Source organism: Streptomyces glomeratus, assembly GCF_021462825.1.
GTDB lineage: Bacteria > Actinomycetota > Actinomycetes > Streptomycetales > Streptomycetaceae > Streptomyces > Streptomyces glomeratus.
Genome location: NZ_JAKEEB010000006.1, coordinates 1 through 17,259 on the forward strand (window position 1 = coordinate 1; position 17,259 = coordinate 17,259).

Sequence of the window (17,259 nt, forward strand, 5' to 3'; positions counted from 1 at the left end):
GCCGAACAGCTGCCCGCGTATGTGAAGGACCTGGGCTTCACCCATGTCGAGCTGATGCCGGTCGCCGAGCACCCCTTCGGCGGCTCCTGGGGCTACCAGGTCACCGGCTTCTACGCGCCCACCGCCCGCCTGGGCACCCCCGACGACTTCAAGTACCTGGTCGACGCGCTGCACCAGGCGGGCATCGGCGTCCTGATGGACTGGGTACCGGCGCACTTCCCGCGCGACGACTGGGCGCTGGCCGAGTTCGACGGGCGCCCCCTGTACGAGCACGAGGACCCGCTGCGGGCCGCACACCCGGACTGGGGGACGCTGGAGTTCGACTACGGACGGCGCGAGGTGCGCAACTTCCTCGTCGCCAACGCCGTGTACTGGTGCGAGGAGTTCCACATCGACGGCCTGCGCGTGGACGCGGTCGCCTCCATGCTCTACCTGGACTACTCACGCGAGTACGGCCAGTGGCGGCCGAACGAGCACGGCGGCCGGGAGAACCTGGACGCCGTGGCCTTCCTCCAGGAGATGAACGCCACGGTCTACCGCCGCAATCCCGGTGTGATGACCGTCGCCGAGGAGTCGACCGCCTGGGACGGCGTCACCCGCGCCACCCACCATCGGGGCCCGAGCGGCTTCGGGGGCCTGGGCTTCGGCCTGAAGTGGAACATGGGCTGGATGCACGACTCGCTCCAGTACATGACCCACGAGCCGGTCCACCGCAAGTACCACCACCACGAGATGACGTTCTCGATGGTGTACGCCTACAGCGAGAACTACGTGCTGCCCATCTCCCATGACGAGGTGGTGCACGGCAAGCGGTCGCTGGTGTCGAAGATGCCCGGCGACTGGTGGCAGCAGCGTGCCAACCTCCGCGCCTATCTCGGCTTCATGTGGTCCCACCCGGGCAAGCAACTCCTCTTCATGGGACAGGAGTTCGCCCAGGGCTCCGAATGGTCCGAGGCGCACGGCCCCGACTGGTGGCTGCTGGATACCGGTTACGGAGCCGCGGCCGACCACCGGGGCGTGCGCGACCTGGTACGCGAGCTGAACACCGTCTACCGCCGGACTCCCGCCCTGTGGCAGCGTGACACCGAACCGTCCGGGTTCCAGTGGGTGGTGGGGGACGCGGCCGACGACAACGTGCTGGCGTTCCTGCGCTTCGACGCGGGCGGCACACCCCTGCTGGCGGTGTCCCACTTCTCGCCGGTCGCCCGCCAGGACTACCGCCTGGGCGTCCCGGACGACGTGCCGGCCTGGCACGAGGTCCTCAACACCGACGCGGCCCGCTACGGCGGCAGCGACGTCCACAACCCGGACCCGCTGAAACCGGAACCCACCCCCTGGCACGGCCGCCCGGCGAGCATCCGGCTGACGCTGCCGCCGCTGGCGACGGTGTGGCTGCGGCCCGCCTGACACTTCTCGGCCCCTGCGTCGCCTCCGGGGGCGGCGGCCCCCGGAGGCGGCCACCGCTATGCCGTCGGCGCCTCGGCCAGGGCCCGTGGCAGGGGCGCCCGGTGCAGGACGCCCAGCCGCTGTGTCGCCCGGGTCAGGGCCACATAGAGGTCACTCGTGCCGTACCGGCCGGGCTCGACCACCAGGACGGAGTCGAATTCGAGCCCCTTGGACTGGCGCGGGTCGAGCAGGACCACGGTCCGCGTCAGGTCGGGCTCCGCGCCCGCCGTCACCCCGTCCAGCCGTGCGGCGAGCGACCGGTGCAGATCGCGCGGGGCGATCACCGCGAGCCGGCCCTCGGAGGGGGTCAGCTCCCGGACCGCCTCGGCCACGGCGCCGGGCAGGTCGTCGGTGGCGCGCACCCAGGGCCGCACCCCGGTGGACCTCACCGAGCTGGGCGGCTCGAAGTCCGGGTCCTCGGCCCGTACGACCGCCGCCGCGACCTCCATGATCTCGGCGGGCGTGCGGTAGTTGACACCGAGGCGCGTGTGCTCCCAGCGGTCCTCGACGTACGGGGTGAGGATGCGCGACCAGGAGCCGACCCCGGCGGCCTCGGCCGTCTGCGCCGGATCCCCGACCAGTGTCATGGAGCGGGTCGGGCAGCGCCGCATCAGCAGCCGCCACGCCATCGGTGACAGCTCCTGTGCCTCGTCGACGATGATGTGCCCGAACGCCCAGGTGCGGTCGGCCGCCGCGCGCTCGGCGGCGCTGCGGTGGTCCGCCTCCTCGTGCCGTTCCGCGAACCGCTCCGCGTCGATGATGTCGTGTGCGGACAGCACCTCGGAGGCGTCGGGGTCGCCGTCCTCCTTGTCCTCGAACTCATAGGTCCGGGAGGCGTACGACACGTCGAGCACGCCCTGCGCGTACGACACCTGTGCTTCGCGCTCGCGTTCGGCGCGGGCGCGCGCCACCCGGTCGTCCTCGCCGAGGAGTTCGGCCGCCTCGTCGAGCAGCGGCACGTCGGCGGCGGTCCAGGCCCGCGTGACCGGGCGGCGGATGGCGGCGGCGTCCTCGTCGGACACATATCCCGCCGGGTCGGCGAGGAAGTCCGCGACCAGCCGCTGCGGGGTCAGCCGCGGCCACAAGCGGTCGATCGCCGACCAGACTTCGGGGTTCTCCGCGAGTTCGTCGCGGATCTGGGTGATGTCGCTCGCGTCGAGGAAGTTCGAGCCGTCGTACGGGTCGGTCCCGATCCGCTCGGCGACCATGTCCGTCAGGGTGTTGAGGATGTGGCCCTCGAAGTGCTCGCGCGCCACGTTGTGCGGCAGCTTCGCCGCCCGGGTGCGCTCGCGGGCCACGTTCACCAGCCCGTCGTCGAGCAGCAGTACGTCCCGGTCGTGCTCGATGGCGATGACCGGGTCGGGCAGCGCCTGGCGGTCGCGCACGACCCGGGCCAGCACGTCGGCCATCTCCGCGCGGCCCTTGACGGCGGCCGCCTCGGGCCTGTCGGCCGCGGTGGCCCTGACCCCGGGGAACAGTTCGCCGACGGTCGCCAGCAGCACGCCGGTCTCGCCCAGCGAGGGCAGCACCTCCCCGATGTAGCCGAGGAACGCGGGATTCGGGCCGACGATGAGCACGGCACGGCGGGCGAGCAACTCCCGGTGTTCGTAGAGCAGATAGGCCGCCCGGTGCAGAGCGACGGCGGTCTTGCCGGTGCCGGGGCCGCCCTCCACGACCAGCACGCCCCGGTGCGGTGCGCGGATGATCCGGTCCTGGTCGGCCTGGATGGTCTGCACGATGTCGCTCATCCGGCCGGTGCGGGCGGAGGTGAGCGCGGCCAGCAGCACGGCGTCACCGGACGGGTCCTCGTGGCCGGTGCGCTCGTGGTCGGCGAGGTCGAGGATCTCGTCGTGCAGGGAGGTGACACGGCGCCCGTCGGTGGCGATGTGCCGGCGCCTGCGCAGCCCCAACGGGGTGTGGCCGGTGGCCAGGTAGAAGGGGCGCGCGACCTCGGCCCGCCAGTCGATGAGGATCGGCGTGCGGTCCGCGTCGTCGGCGCGCAGCCCGATGCGGCCGATGTGGTGGCTCGGCCCGGAGGCGAGGTCGATACGGCCGAAGCAGAGCGAACCGTCCACGGCGTTCAGCGCCGCCAGCAGCCCCGAGCGTTCGGCGACGAGGATGTCCCGTTCCAGCCGGGCCTGCATGGGCTTGTCACCCTGCCCGAGCGCATCCGCCACGGAACTCTCGGTGTCGCCGCGCAGCACGTCCACGCGCGCGTACAGCCCGTCGATGAATTCCTGCTCATGCCGCAATTCATCGTCCGGAAATTCGGTGTTTGACAATTCCGCTCCCGACCCGATATACTGTGCTCACTGAACTTCTTCGCGGCCCCGATTTCGCTGAAGTCGCGAATCATTGAATATACGCAAAGAAATCCCCCGGGCGCAATTGCCCGGGGGATTTCTTCGTGATGACGGGTCAGAGCACGTCGGACAGCTCCTCAAGGAGCCGTCGCCTGGGCCTGGCCCCCACCATCGCCTTCACCGGCTCGCCGCCGCGGAACACCATGAAGGTCGGCATGGACAGCACTTTGTACGCGTTCGTCGTCGCCGGATTGGTGTCCACGTCCAGCTGCACCACCTTGAGCCGGCCCTCCTGCTCGGCCGCCAGCGCACTGAGCACCGGCCCCATCTGCCGGCACGGCGGACACCAGTCGGCGGTGAATTCCACCAGGACGGGCAGCTCCGCCCCGATCACCTCCTCGCGGAAGTCCGCGTCCGTCACCTCGGCCACTCCTGCCGCCCTGATCACCGCTGTCGCCCTCCCAGTTCGCACACCGGTTCCGGACCACCCGGAACCCCCGCCTCGGCCGCCAGCGCGTCGCGCGCCTCCTCCGCCTTCTCCAGCTGCGCCCCGACCGTCGCCCGCACCGCCCGCAACTCGTCGATCAACGCGTCGAGTTCGTCCAGCTTGCGCCGGTAGACCGCGAGCGACGCCGGGCACGAGTCGCCCTCGGGGTGCCCGGCCCGCAGGCATTCCACGAAGGGCCGCGTCTCCTCCAGGTCGAACCCGAAGTCCCGGAGCGTGCGGATCTGCCGCACCAGCTTCAGATCGCGCTCGTCGTAGGCGCGGTGCCCGTTGCCTGTGCGCCGCGCGGTCAGCAGCCCCCGCGACTCGTAGTACCGCAGGGCCCGTGTGGTGGTTCCGGCCCGTGCCGCCAGCTCGCCGATTCGCATGCGCCCGACCGTAGCCCTTGACGCCGACGTCAAGGCAACGCGTCGGCCGGTCGGCGGCAGCGGCCGCGCCGAGGCACCCCAGTCAGCCGCGCGACCGCGCGGCCCGGACGTTATCAACGCACCGGCCACCCCGGCGGCCGGCAGCAGCCCGGCCGCCGCGGCGAACGCGGCCCCGGCGCCCCGGGCGAAGAACACGCTGCCGAGCAGGGCGACCCCGAGCGTCGACCCGAGCTGCTGCACCGCGTTGAGCAGCCCGGCCGCGGAACCGGTCTCGTGCGGGCGCACCCGGTGCAGCGCCGTGGTGAAGAACGGCACCGCGAACAGCCCCTGACCCATCCCGCACACGGCGAGCACGGGCAGCAGCGGCCATGGGTAACGGCCGTCCGGGACGACGGCGTACGCGGCGACGGCGCCCAGGACCCCGGCGAGCAGCACACCGAGCCCGATGTGCAGGACCCGCGCCCCGTACGCCGGCACCAGCCGCGCCCCCGCGGTCCAGGACGCGACGGCCATCCCGCACGACCAGGGCAGCAGGGTCAGACCGGCGGGAAGCACCCCGATGTGCGGTCCTAGCTGCAGCTGGACGACCACGACCAGCGTCAGCCCGGTCACCACCGCGAAGAACAGCACGGAGCACAGCAGCGCGGCCGGGAAACCTCGGTCGGCGAAGAGGCCGGGCTCGACGAGAGGGCTGCGGCCGAGGCGGTTGCGGCGCCGCTGGTGCACGGCGAAGACGGCGGTCAGAGCGAGGCCCGCGGTCCAGGTCACGGTGTACCGCAAGGGGCCGGCGCCCTCGATCAGCGGATAGGTGACCAGCCCGGCGGCGGCGGTCGCCAGGGCCGTCCCGAGCGGGTCCAGCCGGGGGCGCCGCAGCGACCGGTCTTCCCTCAGCAGCGGGGTGGCGAGGAGCACCCCGATGCCGAGCGGGACATCGACGAGAAACGCCGCCCGCCAGGACGCGGCATGGGTGAGCACCCCGCCGATGACCGGTCCGCAGACCGAGGCCAGGCCCATCACCGGGCCGATCCAGCCCATGGCACGGGCCAGCTCGTCCCCGTCGAACAGGGCGCGTATCAGTCCGATGGTCTGTGGGATCACCAGCGCGGCGGCGGCGCCCTGCACGGCCCGCGCGGCGAGGAGCGCTCCGGTGGCGGGCGCGCAGGCGCACAGGAGGGACGCGAGGACGAAAACGGCCGTCCCGGCCCGGAAGACCCGCCGGCGGCCGGCGATGTCGCCGAGGCGGCCGCCGGTGACGAGCAGCACGGCGAACGGCAGGGTGTACGCGGCGCCGTACCACTGGATCGCGGAGACCGGGCCGCCGAGATCGGCGTGGACGGCGGGCGCGGCCACGTTGGTGATCGTGGCGTCGAGGAGGTTCATCGCCTCGGCGACGAGAAGGACGGTGAGCGCCGCCCAGCGCAGGGAGTGACTGTTCTGCATGCCGACGAGCGTGGGGGCGAGCGCCCTGTGCATTCCATTCAGGGGGCCTAGACTGCGGATTTCTTCCATGCAGAGACAACTGTTGAGGGATTCATCCATGATCGACGCGCTCGACCGGGCACTGGTGCACGCGCTGCACGTCGACGGCCGGGCCCCGTTCAGCCGCATCGGGTCGGTGCTCGGGGTGTCGACGCAGACGGTGGCACGGCGCTTCCGGCGGCTGGCGGCCGAGGCGTCGCTGCGAGTCGTGGGGCTGGCGGAGCCGGGGCGCGCCGGGCGCACCCAGTGGCTGCTGCGGCTCGGCGCGGGCCCGCACACCGCGCAGGACCTGGCGCGGGCGCTGGCCCGGCGGCCGGACACGTCCTGGGTGCGGCTCGCCTCGGGCGGCACGGAGATCCTGGCCGTGGTGCAGACCCCCGCGGACGACGGGCACACACTGCTGCTGCACGACCTGCCGCGCACGAACGGGATCACCGCGGTCTCGGCGCACTGTCTGCTGCACGTCTACCGGGGCGGGCCGACGGGCTGGCGGGGCCGGGAGGCGGTGCTGACGGCGGATCAGGTGCGACTGCTGCGTCCGGGCCGCGAGGGGCCGGTGACCGTACGCCCGCTCGCCGATACCGATCTGCCCCTGCTGGAGACGCTCGGGCGGGACGGCCGGGCGAGCCATGCCGAGCTGGCCGCGGCCACCGGCTGGTCGCCCGCCACGGTCGCGCGCCGGCTGGCCGAGCTCCAGGCCTCCGGGGCGCTCTTCTTCGATGTCGACCTGGACGACACGGTGCTGGGCGCGATCGCGCAGGCGCTGCTGTGGATGTCGGTCGCGCCCGCCCGCCTGGACGAGGTGGCGCGCGCCCTCGCAGGCCATCCCGAGCTGGCGTTCGTGGCTGCGACGACCGGCCCCACGAACCTGGTCGCCCAGGCGCTGTGCCCCGACCCGGCGGGGCTGCACGCCTATCTGACCCGGCGTCTGGGCGCTCTGGACGCGATCCGCTCGCTGGAATCCGCGCCGGTGCTGCGCACGGTCAAGGGCGCGGGCCCACTGGGTCCGGCGCCGGCGCGGGTCAGGAGGTGACCACGAGGCCCGCCGACTCCTCCACCTCGATGAGGGAGGCGCTGTGCCGCTCCTCGTCGAACGCCTTGCGGCCGCCGCGCAGCCCGAACAGCCGCTTGGCGAGGGCGATGTAGAGGACCGCGAGGATGTTGAGGACCAGTGTGGTGATCTTCAGCGCGCTGATGTGCTCGGTGAGTTCGTAGATCTCCAGCGGAAGGAAGGCCGCGGTGGCGACGACGGTCAGGTACTCCGCCCAGCGCTTGGCGTACCAGAGCCCGACCGCCTCGACCAGCTCGATCAGTGCGTACACCAGGAGAAGCCCGGCCACCAGGAGCAGTGTGGAGTGCCGGTAGCCGAAGGCCTTCTGGATGGTGCCGACGACCGGTGAGTGGTCGAGGTCGTAGTGGAAGTGCCGGAAGACGGGGCGGAACACGTCGAGGTACTCGTTGAAGAGCCGCCGCACGGCGTCCTGGCTGTTGCTGAACCTCCACACCGCCACCGCGACCAGCACGATGAAGACACCGCGCACGGCCCGTTCGACCGCCAGGAAGCGCAGGATGAACAGGTCGCGCAGCACCTTCCCGCGCGGTACGAGCGGCGCGTCGTCGGCCGGTCCGGTGCCGTGCGGCTCGCCGAGCACGAAGTCGCCGCAGCGCAGACAGCGCCACACGTCCCCGAGTGCCGTCCGGGCGTGCAGCCGCACCCGCAGCCTGGGGTCGTCGGGCGCGTAGGTCACGTGCCCGCGGCGCGCACACGTGCGCCGGTCCCAGTCGATCTTCATGCCCCCGTGCCTTTCGAACCAGGGTGCCGTGCCGGTCGGGTCCGGCACGGCACGTCCGTGCATGTCCTACGAGACGTCGGTGCGGGGGACGGGGTTCCGCGGAAGGTCAGCGGGTTCCGGCGTCCACCAGCTCCGGCTCCTCATTGTGCTCCTCGGCGACGGCGGCGCCCGGCTTGCGCGGCAGCAGCACGCCGACCAGCACGGTCCCGACGCCGAGGATCACCGCGCCGACCAGGCTGGTGTGGGCGACGGCGTCCGCGAAGGAGGAGCCTACGGCGTCGGCCATCTGCCGTGCGCCGTGGGCGAGCTGGTCGGCCTGCGCCTTGAGCTGTGCGGCCTGCCGGGCGTTCTGGGCATGCGCGGCCTCCTCGGCGAGCTGCCTGGCCTTGTCCCCGATGCCCTGCGCGACCGCGTATCCGGCACCGACGGAGTCCTGGGCGGTGGACAGGGCGCGCGGCGGGAGCCCGCTGCCGGCCGTGGCGTCGGTCAGATGCGAGGAGTACGCGTTCGCGAGGACCGAGCCGAGGAGGGCGATGCCGAGCGAGCCGCCGAGCTCCAGGGAGGTGTCGTTCACCGCGCCGCCGACGCCCAGCTCGGACTCCGGGAACGCGCCCATGATCGCGTCCGTGCAGGGCGAGAGCGCGAGGCCGATCGCGAGACCGAGGATCACCAGGGGCAGTACGAAGTCGCCGTAGGTCGAGGCGGAGTCGATCCGGGTGAGCAGCGCGAGTGCGGCCGTGCCGCCCACCATGCCCGCGGTCACCGTGATCTTCATGCCGATGCGGGGGGTGAGGTAGCCGGTCAGCGCCGAGCCGACGAACACCGCGCCGGCGAGCGGCAGCATCCGCACCCCGGTCTGGAGGGCGTCGTAGCCGAGCACGAACTGGAGGTGCTGGGTGAGGTAGTAGAAGGCACCGAAGACGGCGAGGAAGAACAGGGCGACGGCGAGGTTGGAACCGGCGAAGCGGCGGTGTGCGAAGCGGCGCACGTCGAGGACCGGGCGCGGGTGGCGCAGCTCCCAGGCGACGAACAGGACGAGCGAGACGCCCGCGACGACGGCCGCCGTGACGGCCTTGGTGCCCCAGCCGAAGTGCGGCCCCTCGATGATCATGTAGACGAGGGAGCCGACCCAGAGGACCGACAGCGCTCCGCCGACGTAGTCGATTCGCTCGTGGTGCGCGGCCCGGGACGGGGGCACGAGGACGAAGGCGGCGACGAGCGCCACCGCGGCGACCGGCACGTTGATCAGGAACGTGGACGACCAGCCGTGGCCCTTGAGGAGCGCCCCGGCGACCAGCGGTCCCGCCGCGATGGCGAGACCGGCGGTGGCGGTCCACAGGGTGATCGCCTTGGCCCGCTCGGCGCGCGGGAAGGTCGCGGCGAGAAGGGAGAGGGTGGCGGGCATGATCAGCGCGGCACCGACGCCCATCACGGCGCGGGCCGCGATGACCGTCGCGGCGCTGTCGGCGAGGTAGCCGAAGACGGCGCCCCCGCCGAAGACGACGAGCCCGAGGACGAGCGCGCCGCGCCGGCTGTACTTGTCGCCGATCGCGCCGAGCAGCAGCATCAGGGCCGCGTACGGGACGGTGTAGCCGTCGATGACCCACTGAAGGTCAGCGCTGGACAGGCCGAGGTCCTGGGTCATGTCGGGCGCGGCGACGGTGAGGGCGGTGTTCGCCATCACGATGATCAGCAGACTCAGACAGAGCACCACCAACGCCCACCAGCGCCGGGCGTAGGGCCGGTCCATCCTCTCGACCGGTTCGTTCATGACGAGACGCATGGGTGCGGGCCTTCCTCTTTCTCCGTTGCCGAGCGGGGTGCGCAGGTCGGCGGCTTCACCCGCCGATGAGTTGCACAGAGTTGTGAACTTGCACAACCATGTGCAATGTACGGCGTTGCACACTGCTGTGCAAATGAAGGAGGTGAAGGCCCCGTCCAGGCGCGCGGGCGCGCCTCGGGGCCGTGCAGAATGGCAGCCATGACCACGGGTAACGCCAGCCGGGCCGATGCCAACCGCCGCCGCATCCTCGAGGTCGCGCTCACCGAGCTGCTGCGCGACCCCGACGCGTCCATGGACCAGATCGCCCGGGCCGCCGGTGTCGTGCGGCGCACGGTCTACGGGCACTTCCCGAGCCGTGAGGCGCTCATCGGCACGCTCGTCGACGGCGCCGTGGAGGCGGTCGCCGCGGCCCACGCGGCGGGCCGCGAAGGCCTGGCGGACCCGGTGGAGGCGGTGGCCCGCTCGACGCTGGCGGTGTGGGAGGTCGCCGACCGCTACCGGATCCTGGTGGCGCTGGCCCAGCGCAGCGTCACCGTGCAGGGAATCCGCGAGCGTCTCGCGCCGGTCCGCGCGGCCTGTGCCGCGGTCCTGGCCGACGGCCTGGAGCAGGGCGTGTTCCTCTCGCCGCTGCCGCCCAAGGCGCTGGCGTACGTCCACGAGCAGATGCTGTTCGCCCTGATGGAGGCGGTGAACGACGGACTGCTCCCGGCCCGGGAGGCGGGACCCTCGGCCGCGGTCACCCTGCTGACCGCGGTGGGCGTACCCGCTCCCCGGGCCACCGAACTGGTGGCGAAGCTCACCGGCTGACGGGCCCTCGGGCGCCGTGACCGGCTGCTCCGGGGCCCAAGGAGAACCGAGCGGCCGGGCCCACGGGGGGCCCGGCCGCTCGGGGTCCGCGAGGTCGCGGACCGGGCGGCTGGTCGACGGGGGAACGGTCCAGCCGCCCGGGGTACGGGGGATGCGGGAGGCTCAGGCCTTGACCGGCTCCCTCTCGCCGCCCTGCTCGGGCATCGGGGTGCGGGCGTGGCCGTCCTCGTCCAGCAGCGTCCGCTCGTCGAAGGGGATCTCGCCGGCGAGCACCCGCTGCACCCGCTCCTTGTCGACCTCACCCGTCCAGGTGCCGATGAGGAGGGTGGCGACCGCGTTGCCCGCGAAGTTCGTCACGGCGCGGGCCTCGCTCATGAACCGGTCGATGCCGATGATCAGGCCCACGCCGTCCACCAGGGCGGGCTTGTGCGACTGAAGACCGCTGGCCAGGACCGCGACACCGGAACCGGAGACACCGGCCGCGCCCTTGGAGGCGACCATCATGAACAGCAGCAGGCCGATCTGCTGCCCGATCCCCATGGGCTGGTCCAGCGCGTCCGCGATGAAGAGGGACGCCATCGTCAGATAGATCATCGTGCCGTCGAGGTTGAAGGAGTAGCCGGTCGGCACGGTGATGCCGACGACCGGACGGCCGACACCCAGGTGCTCCATCTTCGCGATGAGCCGCGGCAGCGCGGACTCCGAGGAGGAGGTGGACACGATCAGCAGGAACTCACGGCCGAGGTACTTCAGCAGATACCAGATGTTGACCTTGGCCACCACGCGCACCAGCGTGCCGAGCACGATCCCGACGAACAGCAGACAGGTGACATAGAACCCGACCATGATCGTGGCCAGCGCCTTCAGCGCGTCCACACCGGTCTCGCCCACCACGGCCGCCATGGCGCCGAAGGCACCGACCGGAGCCGCCCACATGATCATGGCGAGCACCCGGAAGACCAGCTTCTGTATGTGCTCGACCCCGCGCAGGACCGGCTCGCCCGCGCGCCCCATGGCCTGCAGCGCGAAGCCCACGAGCAGCGCGACGAGCAGCGTCTGGAGCACCTTTCCCTCGGTGAAGGCCGACACGAAGGTGGTCGGGATGATCCCGAGCACGAAGTCCACCGGTCCCTCGGCGGCGGCCTTGGCCTGCTCGTGCCCGACGCCCTTGACGGCCTCGGTCAGATGCATCCCGCTGCCGGGGTGGATGACGTTGCCGACGACGAGCCCGATGGCGAGCGCGACGACGGACATCGCGAGGAAGTAGCCGAGGGCGAGCCCGCCCACCTTGCCGACCTTGGCGGCCTTCCGGACGGAGCCGACGCCGAGGACGATCGTGCAGAAGACGATCGGCGAGATCATCATCTTGATCAGGTTCACGAAGCCCGTGCCGAGCGGCTTCAGCTCCTTGGCGGCATCGGGCGCGGCGAACCCCACGGCGATGCCGAGGAGCACCGCGGCGATCACCGCGAGATAGAGATAGTGGGTGCGGTCCCGCCTGGCGGCGGGCTCGGCAGGTGCCGTTCGGGCTGTGCTGGCCACGGCTGCCCCTCCTCGACGACGTTGTCGGATCGATCCGGCGTGCGGCTCACGTCCGGGGAAAACCGGGGGTGTGCTCCCGGTGACCGGGAGGCGGCACGCCCCCGGGGGATGCGGTGTGACTATCTCCCGCCCTGTGAGGGCGGTCACCCTTCCGTTCATTTAGTTCACGCTTATACGGCGAGCGGGACGGGTGTACGGCGATACGGCGATCCGGGACCGCGAGGCAGACTGAACGCATGCGCCTGCCCAGACTTCCGAGACCCCGCAGCCTGGCCGGTCAGCTCTTCGCGATGCAGGCCGTGCTGATCGCGGTGCTGGTCGCCGGGTACGCCCTCTTCTCCTACGTCAGCGACCGCGGCCAGGCCCGGGACGCGGCCGGCCGGCAGGCGATGGCCGTGGCCCGCTCGGTCGCGGACGCGCCCTCCGTGCGGACGGCGATCCGCACCCCGGACCCGACGCGGACGCTCCAGCCGTACGCGTCCCAGGTGCAGCGGCACACGGGCGTCGACTTCGTCACGATCATGAACCCGAGGGGCATCCGCTGGACCCACCCCCACCCGGCACTGATCGGCGAGCGCTTCCTCGGCCACACCGCCCGCGCACTGAAGGGCGAGTCGTTCACCGAGACCTACACCGGCACCCTGGGCCCGTCGGTGCGCGCGGTCACACCCATCCGCGACGGCGGCCGGATCGTCGGCCTGGTGAGCGCGGGCATCAAGGTCGAGACCGTCTCGGCCCGGGTCCGGCAACAGGTGACGACCCTGGTCTCGGTGGCGGGCGGAGCGCTGGCTCTGGGCGCCGTCGGCACCTATGTGATCAACGCCCGGCTGCGCCGCTCCACGCACGGCATGAACGCCACCGAGCTGAGCCGTATGCACGACTACCACCAGGCCGCGCTGCACGCCGTGCGCGAGGGCCTGCTGATGCTGGACGGCCGGTTCCGGGTGGCGCTGATCAACGACGGCGGCCGGGAGCTGCTCGGGGTGACCGGCGAGGTGGTCGGCCGCTCGGTGGCCGACCTGGGCCTGCCGGCACCGCTGACGGGCGCGCTACTGTCCTCCGAGCCCCGGGTCGACGAGGTCCATCTGACGGCGACCCGCGTTCTGGTCGTCAACACCTCCCCGGTCTCCGGCGGCGAACGCCGGGGCACCGTGGTCACCCTGCGCGATGTGACCGAGCTCCAGTCGCTGACGGGCGAGCTGGACTCGGAGCGCGGCTTCACCCAGGCGCTGCGCTCCCAGGCACACGAGGCGGCCAACCGTCTGCACACGGTCGTCTCGCTGATCGAGCTGGGCCGCGCGCAGGAGGCCGTCGACTTCGCCACGGCCGAACTGGAACTGGCGCAGGCGCTCACGGACCAGGTGGTCGCCGCCGTGAACGAGCCGGTGCTCGCGGCCCTGTTGCTCGGCAAGGCGGCGCAGGCCAACGAGCGGGGCGTGGAGCTGGTGATATCGCGGGACAGCCGCATCGACGACGGGCTGCTGCCTCCGTCGCTCCCGGCCCGGGACCTGGTCACGATCCTCGGCAACCTGATCGACAACGCGGTGGACGCGGCGCAGGGCTCCGGGAGAGCACGGGTCACGGTGACCGCCTGCGCGGGGGAGGCGGAGCTGGTCCTGCGGGTGTCGGACACGGGCGCCGGAGTCGATCCCGCGCACGCGGAGGCGGTGTTCCGGCGCGGCTGGTCCACCAAGCCGGCGACCGCATCCGGCGGCCGGGGCCTCGGCCTGGCACTGGTCCGCCAGACGGTACGCCGCCACGAGGGCGCGCTGACCGTGTCCGGGGCCGCGGGAGGCGGGGCCGAGTTCGAGGTGCGGATCCCGTTGCCTACCGTGGGGGCGGCCTCGGGGAGGACCGAGGAGGTTCCCGGGGCTTCCGCCGAACCCGCTGTGCCCGGAGGTGACACATGACCGCGCCCATCCGCGTCCTCGTCGTGGAGGACGACCCGGTCGCCGCCGACGCCCATGTGATGTACGTGGGCCGGGTGCCGGGCTTCACCGCGGTGGGCAAGGCGCGCACGGGCGCGGAGGCGCGGCGCCTGCTGGACCGGACGCCCGTGGACCTGCTCCTGCTGGATCTGCATCTGCCGGATGTGCACGGCCTTCAGCTGGCGCGCTCCCTGCGGGCCGCCGGGTACCACGCGGACGTGATCGCGGTGACGTCGGCGCGGGATCTGGCGGTGGTGCGGGAGGGGGTGTCGCTGGGAGTGGTCCAGTACGTGCTGAAGCCGTTCACCTTCGCGACGCTGCGGGACCGGCTGGTGCGGTACGCGGAGTTCCGGGGCGCGGCGGGTGAGGCGAGCGGCCAGGAGGAGGTTGACCGGGCGCTGGCCACCCTGCGGGCACCGGGACCGGCTGCGCTGCCCAAAGGACTGAGCGCCCCGACGCTGGAGCGGGTGACCGGTGCGCTGCGGGACTGCGAGGAGGGGCTCACCGCCGCGGGGGTCGCCGAGGCCGTCGGCATCTCCCGGATCACCGCCCGCCGCTACCTGGAGCATCTGGTGGAGGCGGGCCGGGCGGGGCGCAGTCCGCTGTACGGGCAGGTGGGGCGACCGGAGCTGGTGTACCGCTGGGTCCGGGCGGCGGGCGCGACGCGGTGAGCGGGACGGCGAACGCCCGGGGTGCCGTGCGACCCGACTCGCCGCACAAGCCGGGAGAGCCGGGGAAGCCGGGGGAAGGGTAAGGGCGTCCATGGGAGGGCGTCATGCACGCCGTCCGGCCTTACGGTGGCGAGGGCGGGGTGGGGGTCAGCTGCCCCGGCCGCTCTTCACCGAGCGGGTCAGCGGAGACCGCGCTGAGCCAGTCACCACGTGGCGGCGGTATCGAGGCGGTCCCGCAGCCCGGCACGGCGCGGCACCGACGGGTTCGCGCCGCCCGCGCCGCTCGCCCGCGCCCCTCGTCCCCCGCCTCCGGCCTGACGTACGGGCTCCCCGTGTCCACCCAACCCCACCCAAACCCCGCCTCCCCGGGCCGTCCCGTCCGGTCCCGCCATCACCGGGCACGAGCGGTGCGGGCCGCCGGTCATCGCCGCGCCGCGTGAGCATATGCCCCGTCACCATGCCCGACGTCCTCCGCGCCGCCCACGGAAGTGCAGCCCGGCCCGGATCGCTCCGCCCTCCCGGCCTTCGCGCCTCGCGCCGACGACGAGCTGCGGCCGCCAAACCCCCGACGACCGAAACCGTATGTTCCTACAATCCGTGAGTGTGGCCGAACAGACCGTAGTCATCGCAGCCCCGCGGCCCTACGTTGTGCCGCGTGCACCGACCGCAGGCTCAGCAGCCCACTCCCCCCACTCCCCCGTTCAACGCCCTGGCCGCCCGGAGACTGCGGGCGGCGCTCGGAATGAGCCCCGAGCACGTCGCCTACGGCATGCGCTCCTCGTACGGGCTCCCCTATGTGACCGTCGACCTCGTGATCGCCTGGGAGCGCGGGATCACCGCCCCGAGCGTCCCCGAACTCACCGCGCTGGCAGGCATGTTGTGGTGCTCACCCGCTGAACTCATCGGCGCGCCACGCACCCTGCGCGAGCACCGTGTCGCGCGCGGGCTCGCCCCCGAGGACGTCGCGCGCGCCGTGGGGATCGAACTCCTCGCCTACGTGAGGATGGAGGAGGCGGGCGAGTGGCGCGGCAACGACCGGCAGTCCGCCGCCCTCGCCGACGTGCTGGAACTGACCCTGCCCGACTTCATCACCGTCACCGGACGCGACGGCCGGCTCGCCGAACTGCTGCGCAGCGCGGTCACCACCCGCTGGCAGGCGTACGTCCGCCCGCTCGGCAAGCTGCTCTCCCTGGGCCGGCACCTGCTGGAGGACGTCCTCGAGGAGATGCACGCCGACTACCAGGGGCAGATGGTCGCCACACTCAACTGGGGTGCCACGGCGGCCGCGACGGACTCCGGCGAGGCCGGCCGGGACTACCTCGACCACATCGTCGGGACCTTCTGGTCCACGGTCGAGAGGAACACCTCCTGACGCCGCCGAGCGGCTAGAACACCGACTCCGCCTCGTCCATCCGGTCCTTGGGCACCGTCTTCAGCTCGGTCACCGCCTCGGCCAGCGGCACCATCACCACATCCGTGCCGCGCAGCGCCGTCATCATGCCGAACTCGCCGCGGTGCGCCGCCTCGACGGCGTGCCAGCCGAAGCGGGTCGCGAGCACCCGGTCGTAGGCGGTCGGCGTGCCGCCGCGCTGGACGTGGCCGAGGATGACCGGCTTGGCCTCCTTGCCGAGCCGCCTCTCCAGCTCGTACGCCAGCGCCGTGCCGATGCCCAGGAAGCGCTCGTGGCCGTACTGGTCGATCTCGCCCTTGCCGTAGTCCATGGTGCCGTCGGCGGGGTGCGCGCCCTCGGCGACGCAGATCACCGCGAACTTCTTGCCGCGGGCGAAGCGCTCCTCGACCATCTTGACCAGGTCGGCGGGGTCGAAGGGACGCTCGGGCAGACATATGCCGTGCGCGCCGGCCGACATGCCCGACTCCAGCGCGATCCACCCGGCGTGGCGGCCCATCACCTCCACGACCATCACCCGCTGGTGGGACTCGGCCGTCGTCTTCAGGCGGTCCATGGCCTCGGCGGCCACGGTCACGGCGGTGTCGAAGCCGAAGGTACGGTCCGTGGACGAGATGTCGTTGTCGATGGTCTTCGGCACGCCGACCACCGGCAGACCCGCGTCCGAGAGCATCCGGGCCGCGGTGAGCGTGCCCTCGCCGCCGATCGGGATGAGGGCGTCGATACCGAAGTCACGGATCATGTCGGAGGCGTTCCCGCACGCCTCGCGCAGACGGTCCCGCTCCAGGCGGGAAGAGCCGAGAATGGTGCCGCCGCGCGCCAGGATGCCGCTGACGGCGTCGAGGTCGAGGGTGCGGTAGTGACCCTCGAGCAGGCCGCGGTAGCCGTCCTCGAAGCCGATGACCTCGTCGCCGTACTGGGCCACCGCTCGATGGACGACCGACCGGATCACTGCGTTCAGGCCGGGACAGTCGCCGCCCGCGGTGAGGACTCCGATGCGCATCGTGCTGTGTCTCCTGCTTGCTGTCGATACCGGTGAGCCAATCCGATTGTTTCACGGCTCACAGGCCGGTGCCGCGCTCACTCCGCCCGCCTCGACCTAGCCGTCGATCCCCGAGCCTGACGGGCGCCTTATCCAGGCACAGAGGTATTGTCAAGAGGGTTCTGCTCACCCCCGCGGAGGATTTTTCTGCGGCTCGCAGAACCCCACAAATCAACGCAGGAAC

At 72.2% G+C, this 17,259-nt stretch carries 13 protein-coding genes; 6 read left to right on the forward strand and 7 right to left on the reverse strand.

All coding sequences use genetic code 11. The features are described from left to right. Positions 1-1,407: 1,4-alpha-glucan branching enzyme (glgB, locus tag LZ604_RS09025; protein WP_234514009.1), on the forward strand; the 1,407-nt coding region annotated here is incomplete at its 5' end. Positions 1,408-1,463: 56 nt separating this feature from the next. Here the strand turns inward: glgB and LZ604_RS09030 are convergent. The 3 genes from LZ604_RS09030 to LZ604_RS09040 all read right to left on the reverse strand — a co-directional run bounded on the left by LZ604_RS09030 (position 1,464) and on the right by LZ604_RS09040 (position 6,062). Beyond that, positions 1,464-3,728 (reverse strand): HelD family protein, encoded by a 2,265-nt coding sequence (locus LZ604_RS09030; protein WP_267971144.1) that lies wholly within the window; start codon positions 3,726-3,728, stop codon positions 1,464-1,466. A 136-nt stretch (positions 3,729-3,864) separates the two neighbouring features. Continuing rightward, a complete protein-coding gene (locus tag LZ604_RS09035) occupies positions 3,865-4,179 on the reverse strand; it encodes a thioredoxin family protein (protein WP_234514332.1) in 315 nt (104 codons plus the stop codon). Positions 4,180-4,193: 14 nt separating this feature from the next. Beyond that, positions 4,194-6,062, reverse strand: a complete 1,869-nt coding sequence (locus LZ604_RS09040; protein ID WP_234514011.1) for an MFS transporter — start codon at positions 6,060-6,062, stop codon at positions 4,194-4,196. 97 nt (positions 6,063-6,159) lie between these two features. On the opposite strand from LZ604_RS09040, the gene LZ604_RS09045 reads away from it, so the two are divergent. Beyond that, positions 6,160-7,134, forward strand: coding sequence for an Lrp/AsnC family transcriptional regulator (locus LZ604_RS09045; RefSeq protein ID WP_234514013.1), 975 nt, complete (start codon positions 6,160-6,162; stop codon positions 7,132-7,134). Here the strand turns inward: LZ604_RS09045 and LZ604_RS09050 are convergent. Both LZ604_RS09050 and LZ604_RS09055 read right to left on the reverse strand, forming a co-directional pair. After that, on the reverse strand, positions 7,124-7,894 hold the full coding sequence (locus LZ604_RS09050; protein ID WP_234514014.1) for a DUF2127 domain-containing protein: 771 nt from the start codon (positions 7,892-7,894) through the stop codon (positions 7,124-7,126). The two genes, LZ604_RS09045 and LZ604_RS09050, sit on opposite strands and share 11 nt — an antisense overlap. A 106-nt stretch (positions 7,895-8,000) precedes the next feature. Next, positions 8,001-9,677 carry an MFS transporter gene (locus LZ604_RS09055; protein ID WP_234514015.1) on the reverse strand — a complete coding sequence of 559 codons (1,677 nt, stop codon included), beginning with the start codon at positions 9,675-9,677 and terminating at the stop codon, positions 8,001-8,003. A 198-nt stretch (positions 9,678-9,875) separates the two neighbouring features. On the opposite strand from LZ604_RS09055, the gene LZ604_RS09060 reads away from it, so the two are divergent. Beyond that, positions 9,876-10,484 (forward strand): TetR/AcrR family transcriptional regulator, encoded by a 609-nt coding sequence (locus tag LZ604_RS09060; RefSeq protein ID WP_234514016.1) that lies wholly within the window; start codon positions 9,876-9,878, stop codon positions 10,482-10,484. A 162-nt stretch (positions 10,485-10,646) separates the two neighbouring features. Here the strand turns inward: LZ604_RS09060 and LZ604_RS09065 are convergent, their stop codons facing one another. Further along, the gene (locus LZ604_RS09065; RefSeq protein WP_308283574.1) at positions 10,647-12,026 is read right to left on the reverse strand and encodes a cation:dicarboxylate symporter family transporter; all 1,380 of its coding nucleotides are present in this window, start codon (positions 12,024-12,026) and stop codon (positions 10,647-10,649) included. A gap of 236 nt (positions 12,027-12,262) precedes the next feature. Here LZ604_RS09065 and LZ604_RS09070 point away from each other — a divergent pair, with 236 nt between their 5' ends. The 3 genes from LZ604_RS09070 to LZ604_RS09080 all read left to right on the forward strand — a co-directional run bounded on the left by LZ604_RS09070 (position 12,263) and on the right by LZ604_RS09080 (position 15,997). Next, on the forward strand, positions 12,263-13,936 hold the full coding sequence (locus LZ604_RS09070; RefSeq protein ID WP_234514017.1) for an ATP-binding protein: 1,674 nt from the start codon (positions 12,263-12,265) through the stop codon (positions 13,934-13,936). Then, positions 13,933-14,625, forward strand: coding sequence for a response regulator (locus LZ604_RS09075; protein WP_234514018.1), 693 nt, complete (start codon positions 13,933-13,935; stop codon positions 14,623-14,625). The genes LZ604_RS09070 and LZ604_RS09075 overlap by 4 nt, the downstream gene beginning before the upstream one ends. Before the next feature lie 742 nt (positions 14,626-15,367). Next, complete coding sequence (locus LZ604_RS09080; RefSeq protein ID WP_234514334.1) at positions 15,368-15,997, forward strand: helix-turn-helix domain-containing protein; 630 nt, start codon at positions 15,368-15,370, stop codon at positions 15,995-15,997. Positions 15,998-16,010: 13 nt separating this feature from the next. Here LZ604_RS09080 and LZ604_RS09085 read toward each other — a convergent pair whose 3' ends face one another. Further along, positions 16,011-17,036 carry an ATP-dependent 6-phosphofructokinase gene (locus LZ604_RS09085; RefSeq protein ID WP_234514019.1) on the reverse strand — a complete coding sequence of 342 codons (1,026 nt, stop codon included), beginning with the start codon at positions 17,034-17,036 and terminating at the stop codon, positions 16,011-16,013. Positions 17,037-17,259: the final 223 nt, after the last annotated feature.

What these genes read in the sequence shown, in the direction of transcription:
- LZ604_RS09085 (WP_234514019.1), bottom strand. Translation starts at nt 17,036, where the DNA reads ATGCGCATCGGAGTCCTCACCGCGGGCGGCGACTGTCCCGGCCTGAAC.
- LZ604_RS09045 (WP_234514013.1), top strand. Translation starts at nt 6,160, where the DNA reads ATGATCGACGCGCTCGACCGGGCACTGGTGCACGCGCTGCACGTCGAC.
- LZ604_RS09055 (WP_234514015.1), bottom strand. Translation starts at nt 9,677, where the DNA reads ATGCGTCTCGTCATGAACGAACCGGTCGAGAGGATGGACCGGCCCTAC.
- LZ604_RS09060 (WP_234514016.1), top strand. Translation starts at nt 9,876, where the DNA reads ATGACCACGGGTAACGCCAGCCGGGCCGATGCCAACCGCCGCCGCATC.
- LZ604_RS09075 (WP_234514018.1), top strand. Translation starts at nt 13,933, where the DNA reads ATGACCGCGCCCATCCGCGTCCTCGTCGTGGAGGACGACCCGGTCGCC.
- LZ604_RS09080 (WP_234514334.1), top strand. Translation starts at nt 15,368, where the DNA reads ATGAGCCCCGAGCACGTCGCCTACGGCATGCGCTCCTCGTACGGGCTC.
- LZ604_RS09050 (WP_234514014.1), bottom strand. Translation starts at nt 7,894, where the DNA reads ATGAAGATCGACTGGGACCGGCGCACGTGTGCGCGCCGCGGGCACGTG.
- LZ604_RS09040 (WP_234514011.1), bottom strand. Translation starts at nt 6,062, where the DNA reads ATGCAGAACAGTCACTCCCTGCGCTGGGCGGCGCTCACCGTCCTTCTC.
- LZ604_RS09070 (WP_234514017.1), top strand. Translation starts at nt 12,263, where the DNA reads ATGCGCCTGCCCAGACTTCCGAGACCCCGCAGCCTGGCCGGTCAGCTC.